18 protein-coding genes are annotated in these 20,192 nt (G+C 67.0%); 10 read left to right on the top strand and 8 right to left on the bottom strand.

The window, feature by feature from the left end; genetic code table 11:
* Window position 1 precedes the first annotated feature (1 nt).
* Window positions 2–1,249, bottom strand: coding sequence for a 3-methyl-2-oxobutanoate dehydrogenase (2-methylpropanoyl-transferring) subunit alpha (locus ACVPT3_RS17360; RefSeq protein ID WP_492042076.1), 1,248 nt, complete (start codon window positions 1,247–1,249; stop codon window positions 2–4).
* Between the two features lie 149 nt (window positions 1,250–1,398).
* Between ACVPT3_RS17360 and ACVPT3_RS17355 the strand changes: the two genes are divergently transcribed.
* The 6 genes from ACVPT3_RS17355 (at window position 1,399) to ACVPT3_RS17330 (ending at window position 8,510) form a co-directional block, all read left to right on the top strand.
* On the top strand, window positions 1,399–1,887 hold the full coding sequence (locus ACVPT3_RS17355) for an Lrp/AsnC family transcriptional regulator (protein ID WP_492042075.1): 489 nt from the start codon (window positions 1,399–1,401) through the stop codon (window positions 1,885–1,887).
* Window positions 1,888–1,943: 56 nt separating this feature from the next.
* Window positions 1,944–2,882, top strand: coding sequence for a pirin family protein (locus ACVPT3_RS17350; protein ID WP_492042074.1), 939 nt, complete (start codon window positions 1,944–1,946; stop codon window positions 2,880–2,882).
* 183 nt (window positions 2,883–3,065) lie between these two features.
* Window positions 3,066–4,031, top strand: a complete 966-nt coding sequence (locus ACVPT3_RS17345; RefSeq protein WP_492042073.1) for a WD40 repeat domain-containing protein — start codon at window positions 3,066–3,068, stop codon at window positions 4,029–4,031.
* Window positions 4,031–4,726, top strand: coding sequence for a monofunctional biosynthetic peptidoglycan transglycosylase (gene mtgA / locus ACVPT3_RS17340; protein WP_492042072.1), 696 nt, complete (start codon window positions 4,031–4,033; stop codon window positions 4,724–4,726). Before ACVPT3_RS17345 ends, mtgA begins: the two co-directional genes overlap by 1 nt.
* Before the next feature lie 100 nt (window positions 4,727–4,826).
* Window positions 4,827–6,731, top strand: coding sequence for a M2 family metallopeptidase (locus ACVPT3_RS17335; protein ID WP_492042071.1), 1,905 nt, complete (start codon window positions 4,827–4,829; stop codon window positions 6,729–6,731).
* Window positions 6,732–6,902: 171 nt separating this feature from the next.
* Window positions 6,903–8,510, top strand: coding sequence for a TadE/TadG family type IV pilus assembly protein (locus ACVPT3_RS17330; RefSeq protein ID WP_492042070.1), 1,608 nt, complete (start codon window positions 6,903–6,905; stop codon window positions 8,508–8,510).
* Between the two features lie 15 nt (window positions 8,511–8,525).
* Here ACVPT3_RS17330 and ACVPT3_RS17325 read toward each other — a convergent pair whose 3' ends face one another.
* Window positions 8,526–9,437 (bottom strand): isopenicillin N synthase family dioxygenase, encoded by a 912-nt coding sequence (locus ACVPT3_RS17325; RefSeq protein WP_492043844.1) that lies wholly within the window; start codon window positions 9,435–9,437, stop codon window positions 8,526–8,528.
* Between the two features lie 255 nt (window positions 9,438–9,692).
* Here ACVPT3_RS17325 and ACVPT3_RS17320 point away from each other — a divergent pair, with 255 nt between their 5' ends.
* Window positions 9,693–10,367 carry a YiaD family glycine zipper/OmpA-like lipoprotein gene (locus ACVPT3_RS17320; protein WP_492042069.1) on the top strand — a complete coding sequence of 225 codons (675 nt, stop codon included), beginning with the start codon at window positions 9,693–9,695 and terminating at the stop codon, window positions 10,365–10,367.
* Window positions 10,368–10,505: 138 nt separating this feature from the next.
* Window positions 10,506–10,673, top strand: coding sequence for a hypothetical protein (locus tag ACVPT3_RS17315; protein ID WP_492042068.1), 168 nt, complete (start codon window positions 10,506–10,508; stop codon window positions 10,671–10,673).
* Between the two features lie 172 nt (window positions 10,674–10,845).
* Here the strand turns inward: ACVPT3_RS17315 and ACVPT3_RS17310 are convergent, their stop codons facing one another.
* The 3 genes from ACVPT3_RS17310 to ACVPT3_RS17300 form a co-directional block, all read right to left on the bottom strand.
* Window positions 10,846–12,006 (bottom strand): OmpA family protein, encoded by a 1,161-nt coding sequence (locus ACVPT3_RS17310; RefSeq protein ID WP_492043843.1) that lies wholly within the window; start codon window positions 12,004–12,006, stop codon window positions 10,846–10,848.
* Window positions 12,007–12,258: 252 nt separating this feature from the next.
* Entirely contained in the window at window positions 12,259–12,711 is a 453-nt protein-coding gene (locus tag ACVPT3_RS17305) for a MaoC family dehydratase (protein ID WP_492042067.1), read from the bottom strand.
* Between the two features lie 64 nt (window positions 12,712–12,775).
* Entirely contained in the window at window positions 12,776–13,756 is a 981-nt protein-coding gene (locus ACVPT3_RS17300; RefSeq protein ID WP_492042066.1) for a threonine ammonia-lyase, read from the bottom strand.
* Window positions 13,757–13,819: 63 nt separating this feature from the next.
* On the opposite strand from ACVPT3_RS17300, the gene glpK reads away from it, so the two are divergent.
* Window positions 13,820–15,352 carry a glycerol kinase GlpK gene (gene glpK, locus ACVPT3_RS17295; RefSeq protein ID WP_492043842.1) on the top strand — a complete coding sequence of 511 codons (1,533 nt, stop codon included), beginning with the start codon at window positions 13,820–13,822 and terminating at the stop codon, window positions 15,350–15,352.
* Entirely contained in the window at window positions 15,349–16,422 is a 1,074-nt protein-coding gene (locus tag ACVPT3_RS17290) for a phosphotransferase family protein (RefSeq protein WP_492042065.1), read from the top strand. Before glpK ends, ACVPT3_RS17290 begins: the two co-directional genes overlap by 4 nt.
* Window positions 16,423–16,467: 45 nt before the next feature.
* Here the strand turns inward: ACVPT3_RS17290 and ACVPT3_RS17285 are convergent, their stop codons facing one another.
* From ACVPT3_RS17285 to ACVPT3_RS17275, 3 genes are all read right to left on the bottom strand, one after another.
* A complete protein-coding gene (locus ACVPT3_RS17285; RefSeq protein ID WP_492042064.1) occupies window positions 16,468–17,142 on the bottom strand; it encodes a phytanoyl-CoA dioxygenase family protein in 675 nt (224 codons plus the stop codon).
* A 9-nt stretch (window positions 17,143–17,151) separates the two neighbouring features.
* Window positions 17,152–17,904, bottom strand: coding sequence for a DUF1223 domain-containing protein (locus ACVPT3_RS17280; RefSeq protein WP_492042063.1), 753 nt, complete (start codon window positions 17,902–17,904; stop codon window positions 17,152–17,154).
* Between the two features lie 67 nt (window positions 17,905–17,971).
* Entirely contained in the window at window positions 17,972–20,191 is a 2,220-nt protein-coding gene (locus ACVPT3_RS17275; protein ID WP_492042062.1) for a prolyl oligopeptidase family serine peptidase, read from the bottom strand.
* Between the last annotated feature and the right edge of the window lies 1 nt (window position 20,192).

Genomic DNA, 20,192 nt, shown 5'->3' with positions numbered 1-20,192 from the left:
GTCAGACCCCCACCTCGCGGCGCTGTTCGATCAGCCGCCAGTCTTCGGTCGCATAGACCTCCTCGAACATCGTCTTCACGCTGGGACGCGACTGGCCCAGGGTGCCGATGGCCTCGGATTCCTTGCCGGCGGCGCGGACCTGTTCGACCGCCTCGCGCAGGGCCGTGGCGTGGCGCTCGTCATCCCACTCGCCGATGACGGTCAGGTGCTGGCGCAGACGGTCCAGCGGATCGCCCAGCGGCCATTTCTCGTGCTCGTCGCCGGGGCGATAGCGGCTGGGATCGTCGGAGGTCGAGTGCGGGGCGCCGCGATAGGTAAACAGTTCGATCACCGTCGCGCCCTGGTTCGAACGGGCGCGCTCCTCGGCCCACTGAGTCGCCGCCCAGACCGCCAGGAAGTCGTTGCCGTCTACCCGAAGGGCCGGCAGGCCATAGCCGATAGCCTTGGAGGCGAAGGTGGTCTCCAGCCCGCCGGCTATGCCCTGGAAGGAACTGATGGCCCACTGGTTGTTGACGATGTTCAGGATCACCGGGGCGCGATAGACGGATGCGAAGGTCAGGGCGTTGTGGAAGTCGCCTTCCGCCGTGGCGCCGTCGCCGATCCAGCTGATGGCGATCTTGTCATCGCCCTTGTAGGCGCTGGCCATGGCCCAGCCGACAGCCTGGGGGACCTGGGTGCCCAGATTGCCGCTGATGGTGAAGAAGCCATAGTCCTTGGCGGAATACATGATCGGGAGCTGACGGCCTTTGATCGGGTCCGCCGCGTTCGAGTAGATCTGGTTCATCATGTCGACCAGCGGATAGCCGCGCGCGATCAGCAGCCCCTGCTGGCGATAGGTCGGGAAACCCATGTCCTCGCGGCTCAGCAGCATGCCCTGCGCGACCGCAATGGCCTCTTCGCCGGTGCACTTCATATAGAAGCTGGTTTTGCCCTGCCGATGGGCGCGGTGCATCCGGTCGTCGAAGGCGCGGGTCAGGATCATGGCCTTCAGGCCGCGACGTAGAGTCTCAGGGTCCAGACGCGGATTCCACGGTCCGACGGCCTGTCCCTCATCGTCCAGCACCCGGATCAGCCGGAAGGCGTGATCGCGCATCTCATAGGGCGTCGTCGCCACGTCGGGCCGTTCGACGGCCCCGGCCGGGTCCATCGACAGATGGCTGAAGTCCGGCGCATCGCCTGGTCGGCCCGTGGGCTCGGGCACACGCAGCGACAGCGGGCGGCTGTTCTTTTGGTTCAATTTGTCGTTCATGCGGGCGTCCATGTCCGTTCGGGGGTCCGTCCGTGTTTCCTCTGGACGTTTGATAACACGGCGCCTAAGCAGGTGCTCGCTCAATTTGACCTTGCGAAATCCCGATTTAGGGTATTTTATTTCGCCATACTGTTAATCGGAGAAACGCATTGGCGGACGAACTCGATCCCATCGACGCTCGGATCCTGGATATCCTGCAACAAGACGCCGGTCTGTCGGTCGCGGAAGTCGCGGATCGCGTCGGCCTGTCGGCCTCGCCCTGCTGGCGCCGGATCAAGCGGCTGGAGGATTCCGGCCTGATCACCAAGCGCGTCACCCTGTTGAACGCGCAACTGCTGGGCCTGGATTTCGAGGTCTACGCCATCGTCAAACTGATGCTGCCGTCGTCGGAGAATCTCGACATCTTCGAGAGCGCCGTCGCCAAATGGCCGGAAGTGGTCCAGTGCGCCACCATCACGGGGCGCGAGGACTATGTGCTGCGCATCATCACCTCCGACATGCACGCCTTCGACAAGTTCCTGCGCGAGAAACTGCTGGCCCTGGGCATCGTCTCCGACTGCGAGAGCCATATCGTCACGCGCGGCGTGAAGAATGTGACCGCCCTGCCTCTTGGCATAGTCACCCCTCACGTCGGATAAGACCGTTCGGCGGACCTTTCCACTGAGGGCCGTGGCCCGCCGAGGGGATGCCGAACATGATCGAACTAGTGATCGACGCGCGCCGCAAGGACCTGGGCGGGTTCGAGGTCGGGCGCGTCCTGCCCTTCCATTCGCGCCGGATGGTCGGGCCCTTCATTTTTCTGGACCAGATGGGTCCGGCCGAGTTCGCACCGGGCTCGGACGCCATCGACGTGCGGCCGCACCCGCATATCGGCCTGTCGACCCTCACCTATCTGTTCGAGGGTGAGATCATGCACCATGACAACCTCGGCTATAACCAGGTCATCCGGCCCGGCGAGGTGAACTGGATGACCGCTGGGAAGGGCATCGTCCATTCCGAGCGCACCGACCCGCTGAAGAAGAGCCGGGGCGGGCCGATGCACGGGATGCAGGCCTGGGTCGCCCTGCCGGACGAGGCCGAGGAGATCGATCCGGCCTTCCATCACCTCGATGAGGACGCCCAGCCCGCCTATGAGAACGGCGGCCTGTTCGCGCGCCTGGTGGCGGGCGAGGCCTATGGCGCCAAGGCCGGCGTGCCGGTGTCCTCGCCCCTCTTCTATGTCCACTGGGAGCTTCAGCCCGGCGTCCGCACCGCCCCCCCTCCGGGCAAGGGCGCCGGCGGCATGAGCGAACGCGCCCTGTTCGTGGCCAAGGGCTCCATCGAGGTCGGGGACCGCACCTTCCACGAAGGCCAGATGATCGTGCTGGAGCCGGCGGCCGAGCCGACCATCAAGGCCCTGGTCCAGTCCAGCGTCATGGTCCTGGGCGGCGAGCCGGTCGGCGAACGCCTGATCTGGTGGAATTTCGTCGCCTCCAGCCAGGCCCGCATCGACCAGGCCAAGGCGGACTGGAAGGCGGGACGAATGGCCCTGCCCAGCGAAGACGACCTGGAGTTCATCCCCCTGCCGGACGAACCCGCCAAGGCTCAGGCCGCGCCGGCGCCGGTGGCGCCTTTGCCCACCGATCCGGTGTAGTCTTTTCCCTCCCCTTTATGGGGAGGGGCGGCGGAGCGGAGCGTAGCCGGGGTGGGGCGGTCAGAACTCCGCTCCGCTCCAACGGCCCCACCCGGATCGCTGCGCGATCATCCCTCCCCATGAAGGGGAGGGAGAAGGAGCCGTCATTTGCCCCCGCCCCCGCAACCCGCTAACGCGTCCCGCATGAACTTCGATTTTGACGCCCAGGTCACCGCCGCCCTGTTCGACAGCGCCGGCGCCGTCTTCGCCCTCGGCGACGGCTCGGTCCGGTTCGAGGATGGAACGACGGTCCAGGCTCATGACGGCGCCGTCCTGTGCGCCGCCGTGCACCCGTCCGCTGACGGGATCGTCACCGGCGGCGACGATGGCCAGGTGGTCTGGAGCCGTCGCGGCGCCGAACCCGCCGTCCTGGCCACGGCCAGGAACCAGTGGGTCGACGCCATCGACGCCTCGCCTGCCTCGGGGCTGGTCGCCTTCTCCTGGGGCCGCACCCTGTCGGTGATCGATCCGAAGGACGCCGGCTTCCGCCGCGATTTTCAGCACGAACGCACCGTCTCCGGCGTCGCCTTCGAGCCCAAGGGCCGGCGGATCGCCGCCTCGACCTACGGCGGCGCCGCCCTCTGGTACGCTCGGATCGAGAAGCAGCAGCCGGTCAAACTGGCCTGGGCCGGCTCGCACACCGCCGTCGCCTTCTCCCCCGACGGAGCCTTTGTCGTCACCACCATGCAGGACAGCCAACTGCACGGCTGGCGGCTGAAGGACGCCAAGAACCTGCGGATGGGCGGCTATCCGTCCAAGGTCCGCTCGCTGGCCTTCCTCGCCGGCGGCCAGCTTCTGGCCACCTCCGGAGCCCAGGGCGCGGTCCTGTGGCCCTTCATCGGCTCGAACGGGCCCATGGGACGCGAGGCGACCGAGATCGGCTATGACGACACCACGCTGGTCAATCTGGTCTCGGCCCGGACCGAGCACGGCCTCCTGGCCGCCGGCCTGACCGACGGCCGGGTCTGGGTCGCCCATCCGGCCGCCCAGGGGCTGAACTTCGTCAAGGCCGAGAAGGGCCCCTCCATCGTCGCCCTGTGCCTCAGCCCGGCCGCCGACAAGGTCGCCTGGGCCGACGAGGACGGGACCGCCGGCGTGGCGATCCTGTAATGGCGCGGGGGCGCAAAAAGGCCTGGTTCCGTGCGGCCCTGATCGCCCTGGCGGTCCTGGCCCTGCTGCCCATCGGCGGGGTGTTGATCGTCGCCGTCCTGCCGCCCGCCCCGACCATATTGATGCTGCGCCAGGCCGTGCGTGGCGAGGGTCTGGACTATCAGTGGCGCGGTCTGAACGACATCTCGCCCAATCTGGTCAACGCCGCCATCGCCGCCGAGGACGCCCGTTTCTGCAGCCACCACGGCTTCGACATCGAGGCGATCCAGAAGGCGCTGGATCATAACGCCGAGGGCGGCCGCATCCGCGGCGGCTCGACCATCAGCCAGCAGACCGCCAAGAACGTCTTCCTGTGGCCAGGCCGAGACTGGATCCGCAAGGGCTTCGAGGCGGGCTACACCGTCCTGATCGAAACCGTCTGGTCCAAGCGCCGGATCATGGAGGTCTATCTGAACGTGGTCGAATGGGCGCCGGGCGTCTATGGCGCCCAGGCCGCCGCCCAGCACTGGTTCGGCAAGGACGCCGCCGACCTGACCTCGCGCGAGGCGGCGCGTCTCGCCGCCATCCTGCCCGCCCCGCGTCGCTACAAGGCCGCCTCGCCGGGGCCCTATGTCCGCCGGCGCGCCTCGCGCATCCAGGCCGCCATGGGCACGGTCCGCAACGACGGACTGAACGCCTGCATTCGGCTCAAGTAGGCCGAAGGCCGATAGCCGCTAAAAATCTCCGACAAACCGCTCCGCTTGACGGCGGATCGGGCCTGACCTCTCCTGCGCCCGCTGTTCAGGAGATCCCATCATGAAGCGTCAGATGATGACCGCCGTCGCGGTCTGCGCCCTCGCCCTTACCGCCGGCTGCGCCGCCACCACGACCTCGCACGAGACCCGACCGCTTCAGGCCGACGGCGGCGCCCAGACCTTCACCCCCGCCCCGGTGACCGCCACCGGCCTGCGCGCCGACTATCCGACCACCGTCGAGGGCGCGACCCAGTTCATCGCCGACGCCGAGGCCAAGATGCTGACCTTCGGCGAATACGCCGCCCGGGTGCAGTGGGCCCGCGCCACCAACATCACCTTCGACACCATGTGGCTGGAGTCCAAGGTCAATGCCGAGGCCACCGAACTTCAGGTCCAGTTCGCCAACCAGGCGGCCAAGTTCAATGATGTCGCGGTCGATCCCGTCGTTCGCCGCAAGCTGAACCTGCTGCGGCTCGGCATCGTCCTGCCCGCCCCCAACCGGCCCGGCGCGGCTGAGGAACTGTCGCAGATCACCACCCGGCTGGACTCGACCTATTCCACCGGCAAGTTCGACTTCAAGGGCCAGCCGATCACCCTGGACGAGGCCTCGCTGATCCTGGCCGACAGCCGCGACCCGAACGAGACCAAGGCGCTTTACGAAGGCTGGCGCACCATTTCGCCGGTGATGAAGAACGACTACGCCCGCATGGTCGAGATCGCCAACGAAGGCGCGCGCGAACTGGGCTTTACCGACACCGGCGCCCTGTGGCGGTCCGGCTACGACATGCCGGCCGACGATTTCGCCGAGGAGACCGACCGGCTGTGGGCCCAGGTCAAACCCTTCTACGAGAACCTGCACTGCTATGTCCGCGCCCGGTTGAACGCCAAATACGGCGACGCCGTCCAACCCGATCACGGCCCGATCCGCGCCGACCTGCTGGGCAATATGTGGTCGCAGCAGTGGGGCAATATCTATGATGTGGTGGCCCCGACCAGCGGCGGGGCCTCCAGCTACGACCTGACCGAACTGCTGAAGACCGCCGACTACGACCCCGTGAAAATGGTCAGGACGGGCGAGGGCTTCTACGTCTCCCTGGGCCTGGATCCCCTGCCCCAGACCTTCTGGGAACGCAGCCAGATCGTGCGTCCCCGCGACCGCGAGGTCGTCTGCCACGCCTCGGCCTGGGACCTGGACAACGCCGACGACATCCGCATCAAGATGTGCACCAACGTCAACGGCGAGGACTTCTACACCGTCCACCACGAGCTGGGTCACAACTACTACCAGCGCGCCTACAAGAACCAGCCGATGATGTTCCGCAACGGGGCCAATGACGGCTTCCACGAGGCCATTGGCGACTTCGTCGGCCTGTCGGCCCTGACCCCCACCTATCTGAACCAGATCGGCCTGTTGAAGACCACGCCGGGTGCCGAGGAGGACATTCCCTTCCTGCTGAAGATGGCGCTCGACAAGATCGCCTTCCTGCCCTTCGGCCTGATGGTCGACCGCTGGCGCTGGGGCGTCTTTTCGGGCGAGACGTCGCCGGACCAGTACAACGCCGCCTGGACCGCCGACATGCTGAAATACCAGGGCCTGGTCCCGCCGGGGCCGCGCCCGACCAACGCCTTCGACCCGGGCGCCAAATATCATGTGCCGGGCAACACCCCCTATACCCGCTACTTCCTGGCCCACATCTACCAGTTCCAGTTCCAGCGCGCGGCCTGCAAACAGGCCGGCTGGACCGGGCCGCTGCACCGTTGCTCGGTCTATGGAAACGAGGCGGTCGGCGCCCGCTTCAACGCCATGCTCGAAATGGGCCAGTCCAAGCCCTGGCCCGAGGCGATGCAGGCCTTCACCGGCGAGACCACCAACGACGCCTCGGCCGTCGCCGACTATTTCGCGCCGCTGAACCAATGGCTCACGGTCCAGAATCGCGGCCGCGACTGCGGCTGGTCCGAGGCCTGAGGCCGCCCACGGCTTATAGGTCTGCGGGGCCGTTAACCTGAGGCTTGAGGCTTCTCTTAACCGTATGACGGCATTCTGCCGTCATACGGGCCGTGTGCGCCCGGCAGGGAAGCGACGAACTTGGCCTCTCCATTGATCCGTCGGGCGGTCCGCCGCCTCTGCAGCCTCGTCTTGCGCCTGGGTCCCGACCGGCGCGGCAATGTGGCGATGATCTTCGCCTTCAGCCTGCCGATCATCGCCATGCTGGCGCTCGGCGGCATTGATCTGCACCGCGTGACGACGGCCAGGTCCCAGTTTCAGGACGCCCTGGACGCCGCCACCCTGTCTGCGGCCCGGTCGTCCTATACGGACCCGGACGACCTCAAGGCGGTCACCCTGATCACCCTGCGGGCCAATCTCGAGAATACCGAGATCGAACCGATCCAGGATTCCGACGTCACCGTCGCCCTGAATGGAACCAGCGTCGTCGTCTCGGACGCCGTGGGCCGGGTGAATACCCTGGTCGCCAATATCGTCCTGCCTCCCTATGGCCAACTGCTCGACGACACGATTCCCATCAAGGTCCATTCCGAGGTCAATCGGTCGGCCAAGAACCTCGAAGTGGCCATGGTGCTCGACATCACGGGCTCAATGAGCGGCAGCAAGATCTCCGACCTGAAAACCGCCGCGCTCAAGATGGTCGATATCGTCGTCAAGGATGTCCAGACCCCCTACACCTCGCGCATGTCCGTCGTGCCCTATTCGATGGGGGTGTACATGGGATCGAGCGCCGCCGCCGCGCGGGGCCCTGTGACGGCGGGCAAGACCATCACAGCCGCGACCAGGGCCTGCACCTCCACCAAATGCACCATCACGGTGACGGCGGCGAACCATGGGTTCGCCGTCAATGATCGCGTCGTCGTCACCGGGGTGTCCGGCATGGCGATCAACAGCGCGACGAAGATGGGCCACAGCTCGGATAACACGGCCTTCACCGTGACTGCGCGCTCCACCGACACCTTCACCTATGTGATCAACAACAAGATCTCCGGAAAATACTCGGGCGGCGGGACGGCCTATTGCACGGTCGCGGGCTGCCAGTATCTCGCCTACGCCAATGCGGCAGGCAGTACGTCCGTTCATGAGATCAGCAACTGCGTGACTGAGCGGGTCGGATCCGCCGCCTATACCGACGCCTCGCCTGCGTCGGCCTATGTAGGCCGCAACTATTCCAGCACCAACGAGAACACCTGCCTCACCGTTGGCATTCAGCCCCTGACCAGCGACCGCGACAGCCTGAAGTCCATCATAAACAGTCTGGACGACGGAGGCTCGACGGCCGGCCAAATAGGCACGGCCTGGGGCTGGTATACGTTGGCGCCCAACTTCAACAGTCTGTGGTCGTCGGACTCCGCCGCGAACGACTATGATCCGTTGAAGACGGTCAAGGCCGTGGTCTTGATGACCGACGGCGACTTCAACACGCCCTACTATAGCGGGGTCATAGCCAAGGATTCGCTGGGGGGGTCCTACTCGAATAATGATGTCCGGATAAACCAGAATGCCTCCAACGGATCGTCCGCATCCCAGGCCGAGAAGCTCTGCACCGCGATGAAGGCCAAGGGCGTCACCGTCTACACCGTCGGTTTCGCGATCACCGCCAACAGCGCGGCGGCCACCCTGCTGTCCAACTGCGCCTCCTCGTCCGACAAGGCCTATCTGGCTGACAGCGGAACGGCGCTGGTCGCGGCCTTCGAGGCCATCGGACGCGACATCACCAAGCTGCGGATCACCCGCTGACGGTCGACGGCGCCGTCAGAGCAGACGGATCTCCCGCAGCCGTTCGGTCAGATAGTCCTCGGCCGTGATGGACTTGTCGGCGTACCGGTCCGGGTTTTCCGGGGTGACCGCGCTGGGCAGGGTCTTGATCAGGAAGTCCGGATTGAAGTGCAGGAAGAAGGGCGTGGAGTAGCGGGCGAACCCGCGCCGCTCCGGGGCCGGATTGACCACCCGATGCGTCGTCGACGGCAGGACATGATTGGTCAGCCGCTGCAGCATGTCGCCGATATTGATCACCAGGGCGCCCGGCGGCGGCGCGATGTCGAGCCAGCTTCCGTCCTTCTCCTTCAGCTGCAGCCCGGCCTCTTCGGCGCCCAGCAGCAGGGTGATGACATTGATGTCCTCGTGCGCGCCGGCGCGGACGCCGGGCGCATCGGCCGGCACCGGCGGATAGTGCAGCAGCCGCAGCACGCTGTTTCCCATCTCGACCTTATCGTCGAAATAGCCGTCGTCCAGGCCCAGATAGCGGGCGATGGCCCTCAGGATCTTGCGGCCCAGGGCGTCCAGATCCTCATACATGCCATAGACATGGGCCTTGAAGCCGGGCGTCTCGGCCGGCCAGACATTGTCGCGCATGAACTGCTGATACGGATGGTCCTGCGGAAGTTCGCGGCCGACATGCCAGAACTCCTTCAGATCGACGGTGGCGGCGCCCTTGGCCGCCTCGACGCCGAACGGGGTCAGACCGCGGGCGCCGCCAGTTCCCGGCTGATGGTACTGGCGCTTCACCGGTTCGGGCAGGGCGAAGAAGGCCTTGGCGTCGTCCAACGCAGCGGCAATCCGGCCTTCGTCCAGTCCGTGATCGGCCACCACCGCGAAGCCGAAGCGCGCGAAGGACGCGCCCAGGGCGTCGCTGAAGCCCTGGAAGTCCTCATCATAACGCGTCATCGAAACCGGCGTGATCGCGCGCTCGGCGGGGAGGTGGGTTTCGGTGGAGCTCAAGGGGCGTCCTCGTTCGGCAAAAACTACGGCGGTCTCATACGCCTATTCTGCGACTCTGTCAGTCTGGGGGCGGTTGCAGGATTCGTCGATCCCCGGCGGTTGATCGTGCGGGCGCCAGTCCGTTCATTCATGGTACAGCTTGGAACCTAGACAGTAAGCGAGCGTTTTTTGCGCCAGACTGCAATTCGGAAGGAACATTCCATGCGCGCCAAGATCTTCGTCGCCAGCGTTTCCATCGCGGCCCTGCTGGGGACCGCCGCCTGCACCACGACCGATCCCTATAGCTCCACCCCGACCCGCAACAACACCGGCACGGGCGCCATCGCCGGCGCTCTGGGCGGCGCCTTGCTGGGCTACCTCACCAATACGTCGAACGGCGAACAGGGACGCAAGAACGCCTTGATCGGCGCTGGCGTCGGCGCTTTGGGGGGCGCCGCCATCGGTCAGTATATGGACCGTCAGCAACGGGCCCTCGAGGCCGAACTTTCGGGAAGCGGCGTCGGCGTCGCGCGCCAGGGCGATAATCTGGTCCTGCGGATGCCGTCGGACGTGACCTTCGCCACCAACCAATCCTCGATCGATCCGCGCTTCATGCCCGTGCTCGACGACGTCGCTCGCGTGTTGCAGGAATATGATCGCTCGACCATCGACATCATCGGCCACACCGACTCCTCCGGCGGCGACGCCATCAACCAGCCCCTGTCGGAACGTCGTGCGGCCAGTGTCGCGTCCGAGTTGGTTCGACGGGGCGTGATTCCGGAACGGCTGTACGTCGCCGGCAACAGCTCACGCAATCCGGTAGCCTCGAACGCAACCGCGGAAGGCAAGGCCCAGAATCGTCGTGTGGAAATCCTGATCCGCCCGTTCACCGGCTGATCACGGTCGCCTCACAGGGCGGCAAGGGGGGCGGCGTCATTAGACGTCGCCCCCCTTTTCGTGACCGAGCACCGATCCGTGACTTGCCTCGGTTCGCGCATCATGATGTGCGAAGGGGAGGTTTGAGGGGAAACGCGGGTGGATCCGGAAGAGCGGGAGTTCGCACAGGGTTTGAAGCTCGCGGCCGTAGCGATCGCGAGCGCCGTACTTGTCGCCGCCCTGGTGATCGGCCTGGGAGATGCGCTCCTGCGACGCCTCGAGCCGGCGCGCCTGGAATCCGCCTTGCTGATGCGCACCACCGGATAGAACGCCACCGGATCAGACAGGGCGAGCCTAGGCGAGTTCGACCTGCCTGGACGCCGTCGCCAAGCCTAGAAAAAGAAGAACGCCGCTCCCGGTCGGGCGCGGCGTTCGGTCTTTCGACACGTTCGTCGTCCTCGGGTCGACCCGGATAATCCGGGCCGACCGTCGGACAGTCTTAGAAGTTGATGTCGATGGTGGCGCGACGGTTCAAAGGTTCGCGCACGCCGTCGGCGGTGGGCTTGGCCAGGGCGGTTTCACCCTTGCCGTCGAGGGCGATGACGCCGCCGTTGACGCCTTGGGCGACCAGAGCGTCCGCGACGGTGCGCGAACGACGGTTCGACAGGCCGAGGTTATAGGCGGCCGAGCCCGATGTGTCGGTGTAACCGACGATCAGGACGCGGGTGGCTGCGCCGGTCTTGGCGTAGCTGGCGGCCTGGCTGACCACCGAGCGGGCCTCAGCCGTCAGGTCCGAACGATCCCAGTCGAAGTAGACCACGAACTGACGCGGGGTCGGCTTTTGAGCGACCGGCGGCGGCGGGGGAGGCGGCGGCGGGGGAGGCGGCGGCGGCGGCGGCGGGGGAGGCGGCGGCGGAGGCGCCATCTCTTCAGCGCCGAAGCTGTAGCGCAGACCCAGGGTCACGGTGTGCGACTGATCGTAGTCGCCGTCCCATTCGCCGAAGGCGGTCGCGCCGACGCCCGTGCCGACCGTGGAGGACTCCCAGGAGGCGTCGCCGGTCAGGTAGCGGTAGGTCAGGTCGATGTTGGTGCGGTCGCCGAGGGCCCAGGCCAGACCGGCGATCGCCTGAGCGGCGAACTCGGTCGAGTCGTCGTCGATGGCGAAGGTGGCGCCGCGGTTGGCGCGCAGGTTGCCGATCGTCTGGGTCTGGACGCGATTCAGGCCGGCGCCGAGGCCGACGAACGGACGCACGCCCCAGGCTTCGTAACCGAAGTCATAGATGACATTGGCCATCAGGGTCGTGGCTTCAATGTCGCCTTCCGGCGAATAGCAGCCGCCGGTCGCCGGGGTGAGGTTGCAGAGGCCCTGCGAGCCCGACACGGCGCGCACGGTGCCGATGTCGCCCGAGCGGTAGCCGCCTTCGAGCTCAACGCGCCAGTTGGGGTTGAAGCGATAGCCGAGACGGGCGAAAGCCGCCCAGCCGTCGTTCACTTCGTAGTTCCAGTTTGCACCGGTGGTCGACGACTCAGCGTTGATGTCGTCGATCACGTGATAGCCGGCGTCGATCGCGCCGTACCAGCCGTTCGGCTCGGCCGATGCGGCGCCAGCCGACAGGGCCAGGGCGGCCGCTGCGCTGGAGGCCAGCACAAAAGTCTTCATACGCATAGGGGTTAGCCTCCGCCTGTTGTATCTAGGGCGGGTCTACCGCCTCGGCGTGTCTTATCAGCGTTGCCGTGGAAGGTCGAGGCGAAAACTGGGCGAGTTCTGCCGGGACAATTGACACCGTGCTATTGATGCTACAGGTGAAATTTCCGAAATCGTCCCGGTTTGGACGATTTTGCGTCGTTTATAGGAAACAACGTCACGCCCGTGTCGCGTGAGCGGCGCGCCACAGCACACCCCACGTCGCGACTAGCTGACGACCTGCATTCCGAGCCATTCCGCGACCAGAGCGGGCTTGTCCCCGCCTTCGATCTCGACCGTCAGTTCGTGCTTCAGCAACCAGCGCCCATCCCCTTTGTCCTCGGCCGAGATCAGGCGGAAACGCCCCCGCACCCGAGACCCCGCCGCGACCGGCGCCAGGAAGCGGAGTTTGTCGAAGCCGTAGTTGATCCCCATCGTCACCCCGTCCAGGGGTGAGACGGCGTCATAGCTCATGGCCGAGGCCAGGCTGAGGGTCAGAAAGCCGTGAGCAATGGTCCCGCCGAACGGCGTCGTCGCGGCGGCCTCGGGATCCACATGGATGAACTGCCGGTCTTCGGTGCAGTCGGCGAAGGCGTCGATGCGCGCCTGGCTGACGTCGAACCATCTGGAAACCCCGACTTCCCGGCCGATCAGTTGCTGAAGTTCGCTCGTCCTGGTCATGGTCGTCCCTCCCTGATGTTTCGTTTCCCGAAAGGTGGCCGAGATGTGGGGCCATGAAAAGGGATCAGGCCGCGAAACGACCCTCGATGATCGCAGCATAGAGGGTCGGATCGACATTGCCCCCAGACAGGACGACGCCGGTGACGCGGCCTTCCGCAGCAACCTTCCTGGCCAGCAGCGCCGCAAGGGACACCGCCCCGCCCGGCTCGACCACCAGTTTCAGATGGCGGAAGGCGAAGCGCATGGCCTCGGCCACCTCCATGTCGGACACCGTGACCGAGCCCGCCAGACGCTGGTTGATCGGCCAGGTCAGCACGCCCGGCGTCGGCGCCATCAGAGCGTCGCAGATCGACGGCGGCCCGTCCGGATGACCGACCCGCGTTCCGGCCGCCAGGGATCGCGCCGTGTCGTCATAGGCCTCCGGCTCGACCACCAGGACCCGGGTGTCGGGGCTGCGCGCGCCCATGACCAGATTGATCCCGGCCATCAGTCCCCCGCCCGACGCGCCGCACAGGATCTGATCCATCGGCGTGTCGGCCTGGTCCAGCATCTCCAGGGCCGTGGTGCCCTGTCCCTCGATGACGAAGGGATCGTCAAACGGCGGCACCAGGACCGCGCCGCGTTCAGCGGCGATCGCCGCGCCGATCGCCTCGCGACTTTCGGTCCAGCGATCATAGAGGCGGACTTCTCCGCCGAAGCCGATGACGCCGTCGATCTTCACCCGGGGGGAATCCGTAGGCATGACGATCAGGGCCGACGTCCCCGCCAGGGCCGCGGCCGCCGCCACGCCCTGGGCGTGATTGCCCGACGAGAAGGCGACGACGCCGCGGGCCTTTTCCTCCGCGCTCAGCCGGCTGATGCGATTATAGGCTCCGCGAAACTTGAAGGCGCCGGCGCGTTGCAGGGTCTCCGCCTTCATCAGCACTCGACCGCCGACCTCCGCGTTCAACGCGGGACTTTCGATCAAAGGGGTGCGGAGGGCGACGCCGTCGATCTGGCGGGCGGCGTCAAGAACGCCTTCATAGCTGGGCAGGTGCGTCATCATATGCTCCCCTTAGACCAACCACCGCGCGCCGCGTAAGCCGCCCCAGGGAGAAACAGCTTGAGCCTGATCCTCGCCATCGACCAGGGCACCACCTCGACCCGCGCCATCGCCTTCGAGGTCCGGGATCAGGATCTGCGGCCGGTCGCCGTCAGCCAGATCGAATTGACCCAGTATTTTCCTCAGTCCGGCTGGGTCGAACATGACGCTGCGGAAATCTGGTCCGCCGTGCTCCAGACCTGTCGCGAGGTGGTGCGCAAGGCCGGGGGAATCGATCGTTTCGCCGCCGTGGGCATCACCAATCAGCGCGAAACCGCCGTGCTCTGGGACGCCCGAACCGGCGAGCCCCTGCACCGGGCGATCGTCTGGCAGGACCGCCGCACCGCCGACGTCACCGCCCGCCTGACCCATGAAGGTCACGAGCCTGCGGTCCAGGCCGCAACCGGCCTGATTCTCGATCCCTATTTCTCGGCGACGAAATTCGCCTGGCTGCTGGACGCCGTTCCCGGATCTCGCGAGCGGGCCGGTCGAGGCGAGGTCAAGCTGGGCACGATCGACGCCTGGCTGATCTGGAACCTGACAGGCGGCCGCGTCCACGCCACCGACGCCGCCAACGCCGCCCGAACCGCCCTGATGGATCTGAAGACGGGTCAGTGGCGCGAAGACCTCTGCGCCCTGTTCGACGCGCCGCGCGACGCCCTGCCCGACATCGTCCCCTGCGCCGGGATCATCGCCGAGACGGACCCCGGCTTGTTCGGCAAGCCCCTGCCCATCGCCGGGTCGGCCGGAGATCAGCAGGCCGCCCTGGTCGGACACGGCGCCCTGCGGCCCGGCGACGCCAAGATAACCTACGGAACCGGCGCCTTCCTGGTCGCCAATGTGGGGCCGGAACCCGTGTCCTCGACCCGCCGCCTGCTCAGCACCCTGGCCTATCAGGCGCAGGGCCGCACGGCCTATGCGCTGGAGGGTTCGATCTTCTCGGCGGGTTCGGCGATCCAGTGGCTGCGTGACGGCGTCGGGCTGATTTCGGAATCACGCCAGTCCGAGGCCATGGCCCTGGGTCTCTCCGACAACGGGGGCGTCTATATGGTCCCCGGATTCACCGGCCTGGGCGCGCCCTGGTGGGAGCCGGAGGCGCGGGGAACCGTGGTCGGCCTGACACGGGACGCCGGCCCCGCCCATTTCGTGCGCGCCGCCCTTGAGGCCCTGGCCTATCAGACGCGCGATCTGCTGGACGCCCTGGCCCAGGACGGCGCCCCCGCGCTGAAGACCCTGAAGGTTGACGGCGGCGTCACCGCCAACAGCTTCGCGATGCAGTTCGTCGCCGACATCTGCGAGGTCGAGGTCGAGCGGCCCGCCTTCCAGGAAATGACGGCTCTGGGGGCTGCGCGTCTGGCGGCGCTGGGCGTCGGCCTGGTCTCGGACCTCGAGGCCCGGCCCGCCGAGGCCCCCGCGCGCTGGACGCCGCGAATGTCGGATGATGAGCGTGAAGGGCTGGTTTCCGGCTGGCGTCGCGCCGTGAAGGCCGCCATCATCGCCGCCCCGGATCGCGCAAAAGACGCGGCCGGCCAGGAAGCGCCAGGACACCAAACCGAATGACCGATCCAGCCCTCGACGCCCAGTCCGCCTTTTCCGGCGTCCGCGAAGTCGATCCCCGCTACAGACTGGACGAGGCCGCGCTCGACGTCTGGATGGCGACCCATGTCGCGGGCTATGCCGGCCCCCTGACGGTGCGCCAGTTCAAGGGCGGCCAGTCAAATCCGACCTATGAGCTGACCACCCCGAACGCCGCCTATGTCCTCCGTCGCAAGCCGCCTGGCGTCCTGTTGCCCAGCGCCCACGCGGTCGACCGCGAATTCCAGGTCATTTCCGCCCTCGCCGCCCAGGGCTTCCCGGTCGCCAGGCCCCACGCCCTCTGCACGGACGAGGCGGTCATCGGTTCCATCTTCTATGTCATGGACAAGGTGGAGGGCCGGATCTTCTGGGACCTCAAACTGCCGGGCCTGCCCCCCGCCGAGCGCCGGGCCATCTATCAGGCCCAGACCGACACCCTGGCCCGGTTGCACGCCTTCGACCCCGCCGCCATCGGGCTGGCGGACTACGGCAAGGCCGGCAACTATTTCGCCCGCCAGGTCGGGCGCTGGACCAAACAGTACCGCGCGTCCGAGATCGAGCCCGTACCGGCGATGGACCGGCTGATCGCCTTCCTGCCCGAGAGTCTCCCGCCCGAGGGGCCCAGCCGCATCGTCCACGGCGACTTCCGCCTGGACAATATGATCCTGGCCCCCGACGGCCCCCAGGCCCGCGCCGTGCTCGACTGGGAGCTGTCGACCCTGGGCGATCCGATGGCCGACTTCTCCTACCTGCTGATCGCCTGGGCCATTCCAGCCTCCCTGCGCAACGGCCTGGCCGGCGCCGATCTTGAGGCCCTGGGCATCCCGTCGGTCGAGGAGACGGTCGAGCGCTACGCCGCCGCGTCAGGCATGCGGCCGGCCAATCTGGACTGGCTTTACGCCTACAACCTGTTCCGCCTCGCTGCGATCTGCCAGGGCATCGCCGGCCGGGTCCGCGACGGCACCGCCGCCAGCGCCCACGCCAAGACCATGGCCGCCCAGGTCGGCCCGCTGAGCGACGCGGCCTGGGGGTTCGCAAGAAAGGCGGGGGCCTAGGCCGATGCAGGGACGGTCCTCCGACAGCCGTCGCACAGAGCCGGGCTAGACGCCCAGCCACTCCAATCCGCCAGGCAGAGCTTCGGCGGCATAATCGAGCTGGAGGACCCGGCGGCGCGCAGGCCGCACCGCCGCCTCCGATGCGTGCAGGATCGGCGTGGCGTAAAGCCAGATGTCGCCCGCTTTGGCCAGACAGGCGTGGGCGCCGCATCGGCGAACGACTTCGTCGATGTCGCCGACCGGGACGCGACCCACAGTGTGGGAACCGGGCGCGACCAGCAGGGGGGCGTTGTCTGCCCCGACATCGTCGAGATGAATTCGCAGCGTCGCCATTCGTGACAAGATACCGAAAGGCGGCGCCACGTGCTGCATCCCCGCCTTGACTGTCCAAGGACCGAAACCGTCCGTGTCAATTCGCCGTCGAACGCAGATGGTTCTGTCCTGGTGCCAGCCCAGCGACCAGTTTGCGCTGAGGGTTTTGTCGAACAGGATGGCCCTTACAGGCTTGCTCTCGGCCTTGAGCGCCGCCGACGCTAGCGCCCCGATAGGGCCGTCCGACCCCAGCAGACGGTCGAGAGGGGCGATTCCCCGCAATCGCACGCCCGCTTGGTCCGGCGGTGTATCGGCGAGGACGGAATGCAAGGCGTCAAGATGATCGGCGGCCGCGCCCCGAATCCGCTGCGCGCCGTCCATCTCGAAAGTGAGCACATCGGCATCCATCCGCCGGACCTAGTTCCTGACCGCCGCCCCCAGGATTCGACGGTCGGTCTTGCCCTGGACCATCACCACCACGGCCTCGTCATGGGGCGTCTGCGGCAGGTCGAACAACATGGGGCTGCCGCGCCACTCGCCCAGGCGGACGACGTCGCGCACCACGTTCATGTGGCGCACGGCCTGGCCCCGGTTCTCGCCGCGGGCGACCTCGACCACCTGGGGGCCGGGCGTGTAGGTGACGGCCAGCACCTCGGCGCCCCCGGCCGGGGCGCGGCCCGAGCCGACGCCGACCTGATCGCCGGTTTCGCGGAACTCGATTTCGGGCGGCCAGACCTGACGACCGGCCTCCTCGATGATGGCGGTCTCCAGTTCCTGGCTACGGGCGCCGGACAGCTGGCGCCGGCCATCGATCACCACCTGGGGCGTCGAGACGCCGCGCTGACGCAGGGCGGCGCGATAGGCGCGCTGGCGCTGGGAAAACGCGGGCCGGGCGAAGGTGTCGGTCCAGCCCAGATAGTCCCAGTAGTCGACGCCGTAGGTCAGGGCGATCACCCCGGGCTCCGCCGCCGCCCGCTCGACCACGGCATTGGCCTCGATACAACCCCCGCAACCCTGGGCGGTGAACAGTTCGACAACGACCGGCGGTCCGGCGGTCACGGCGTGGCGGACGGGCTTGACGCGCGGCCCCGCCGGCTGGGCGACCGAGCCCACGGACAGGACGGCGCCCGCCATGACCGTCGCTGCGATGACCCCGATCCTGTGTCTCATGGCCATGTTCTTAGACGTCGCGGACGTTGCCTGGGGTCATAAGTCCGTGAGCCGCCCCCGCCCGCCCTCAATCCATCAGCTGTTGCGACAGATAGACATAGTGACGGGCCCAGCGCCGCGCGTTGGCCACCGGGTCGGCGTCGTTGGAGTGACCACCGGCCGTGTCCTCATAATAGAGGTGGTCGTGGCCCTGATCGCCCAGACGGGCGGCGAACTTGCGCGCATGGCCCGGATGGACCCGGTCGTCGCGGGTGTTGGTGGTCAGATAGATGCGCGGATAGGTCACGTCGGGCCGCAGCTGCTGATAGGCCGAATATCGGGCGATCCATTCGGCCTCTTCGGGAATGCGCGGGTCGCCGTATTCGCCGATCCACGAGGCGCCGGCCGGCAGCTCGTGATAGCGCAGCATGTCCACCAGCGGGCTCTCGATCACCGCCGCATTGAACAGCTCCGGGTGCTGGGTGATCGACACGCTGGTCAGCACCCCCCCGTTCGACCGGCCGTAGATGCCCAACCGGCGCGGGCTGGTGACGCCGCGCTGTTCCAGATCGCGCGCCACGGCGGCGAAGTCGTCGAAGGCCCGCTGGCGATTTCCGTCCAGCGCCGCCTGGTGCCAGTCGGGACCGAACTCGCCGCCGCCGCGGATATTGGCCTGGACGAAGACCCCGCCCCGCTCCAGCCACAGCTTGCCCATCTCGGGCTTGTAGGCCGGGTTCAGGCTGATCTGGAACCCGCCATAGCCCAGCATGATGGTCGGGTTCGACCCGTCCAGCTTCATGTCGCGCGGCCGGGTGATGAAATAGGGGATCTTGGTTCCGTCGGTCGAGGTGGCTTCGTATTGTTCGGTCACGTCGCGCGCGGCGTCGAACTTGGCCGGGGCCGATTTCAATGTGGTCAGGGTCGCCGCGTCCGCGTCGGCCAGGCTGAGGGTCGGCGGCACCAGGAAGCCTTGGGTCGAGACGAAGACTTCACCCCGCGACTTGGAGCTGTCGCCCAGACCGACTGCGAGGTTGTCGGGCACGGTGATGTCCTGCGCTTCCCAGCGAGCGGGACGGCCGGGGCGGTGACGATAGACCTTCAATCGCCCCGCAACATTATCTGTCGTCGCGATAACCAGACGGTCGTCCAGCACTGCAACCTGTTGCACGGCCTGACGCGCCTCCGGCATCAGCACCACAGGCGAGGGCCCCTCTCCCATGATCACAATTCGATCATCTGATTTCACCAGCTCGCCCGGATAATAGGCCAGTACGGCTCCTGCGGGGTAAGTCCCTCCGTTTAGCGTCCACGCTTCTTCGGTCGAAAAGATCAAGCGTCCCTCCAGAACGCCGTGAACCGAAACACGTGCAGGCAGGTCCAACTGAACGGGGCCGCCGTCAGCCAGCATCCACGTCTCCGACCGGAAGGTGTCCAGCGGGCGGGTGATGATCACTGCCGTCACCTTGCCGGCCTTGTCACGATAAACCGCCGGGCTGACGCCATAGCCGCCGTCGCCCTGTTCGCCGCGATAGACCTCGACCGCCTGGACCAGGGTCTGGCCGCGCTTCAGCGCCTTGACGATGAAGGGATAGCCGGACTCTGTCATGGTCCCCGCGCCGAAGTCGGTGGCGACCAGAAGCGTGTCGCGGTCCAGCCATTCGATGCGGTGCTTGCCTTCGGGCAGGCTGAACCCGGCATCAACGAACCGCTTGGTCGTCAGGTCGAACTCGCGCACGACCACCGCGTCCTTGCCGCCGTCGGACAGGTTGATCAGGCAGCGGGTCTCGTCGGGCGCCAGGCAGTCGGCGCCCTTGAAGACCCAGTCCTTGCCCTCGGTCTTCGACAGGGCGTCGATGTCGAGCAGGGTCTCCCACTGCGGCGTCGCGGTGCGGTAGCTGTCCAGCGACGTCCGGCGCCAGACCCCTTTGGGATTGGCCGCGTCCTGCCAGAAATTGCCGATCCCGTCGCCGAGGAAGGACGGGGCGGGGATCCGGTCGGTGGCGGTCAGGATCGCCTGGGCCTCGGCGCGGAAGGTTTCGTAGCGAGGATCGCCGGTCAGGACGGCCAGCGACTTTCGGTTCTCCTCGGCGACGAAGGCCATGGCCTCGGCTCCGTCCACCTGCTCCAGCGCCAGATGGTCGTCGACCGCCGCGACGCCCGCGGGGGTCAGGTCGCGGGGAAAGTGGGGCGGGCGGCTGTCGTTCGTCGAGACAATGACTTCGTCGGCGCCGCCCGCTACGACCGCACTGGCGCTGGCCCCCAGGATAAGCGCCGGAATGGCGACGGAAAGCATGATGATCGACTTCATA

This window comes from Brevundimonas sp. FV1ps31S (genome assembly GCF_058681265.1).
The sequence above is the reverse complement of the archived record's forward strand: the minus strand, read 5'-3'. Positions and strand labels throughout refer to the sequence as shown.

Coding starts and splice junctions, on each gene's coding strand:
- ACVPT3_RS17360 (WP_492042076.1), bottom strand. CDS start 1,249: ATGAACGACAAATTGAACCAAAAGAACAGCCGCCCGCTGTCGCTGCGT.
- ACVPT3_RS17350 (WP_492042074.1), top strand. CDS start 1,944: ATGATCGAACTAGTGATCGACGCGCGCCGCAAGGACCTGGGCGGGTTC.
- ACVPT3_RS17345 (WP_492042073.1), top strand. CDS start 3,066: ATGAACTTCGATTTTGACGCCCAGGTCACCGCCGCCCTGTTCGACAGC.
- mtgA (WP_492042072.1), top strand. CDS start 4,031: ATGGCGCGGGGGCGCAAAAAGGCCTGGTTCCGTGCGGCCCTGATCGCC.
- ACVPT3_RS17335 (WP_492042071.1), top strand. CDS start 4,827: ATGAAGCGTCAGATGATGACCGCCGTCGCGGTCTGCGCCCTCGCCCTT.
- ACVPT3_RS17325 (WP_492043844.1), bottom strand. CDS start 9,437: ATGACGCGTTATGATGAGGACTTCCAGGGCTTCAGCGACGCCCTGGGC.
- ACVPT3_RS17320 (WP_492042069.1), top strand. CDS start 9,693: ATGCGCGCCAAGATCTTCGTCGCCAGCGTTTCCATCGCGGCCCTGCTG.
- ACVPT3_RS17310 (WP_492043843.1), bottom strand. CDS start 12,006: ATGAAGACTTTTGTGCTGGCCTCCAGCGCAGCGGCCGCCCTGGCCCTG.
- ACVPT3_RS17305 (WP_492042067.1), bottom strand. CDS start 12,711: ATGACCAGGACGAGCGAACTTCAGCAACTGATCGGCCGGGAAGTCGGG.
- ACVPT3_RS17300 (WP_492042066.1), bottom strand. CDS start 13,756: ATGATGACGCACCTGCCCAGCTATGAAGGCGTTCTTGACGCCGCCCGC.
- ACVPT3_RS17290 (WP_492042065.1), top strand. CDS start 15,349: ATGACCGATCCAGCCCTCGACGCCCAGTCCGCCTTTTCCGGCGTCCGC.
- ACVPT3_RS17285 (WP_492042064.1), bottom strand. CDS start 17,142: ATGGATGCCGATGTGCTCACTTTCGAGATGGACGGCGCGCAGCGGATT.
- ACVPT3_RS17280 (WP_492042063.1), bottom strand. CDS start 17,904: ATGAGACACAGGATCGGGGTCATCGCAGCGACGGTCATGGCGGGCGCC.
- ACVPT3_RS17275 (WP_492042062.1), bottom strand. CDS start 20,191: ATGAAGTCGATCATCATGCTTTCCGTCGCCATTCCGGCGCTTATCCTG.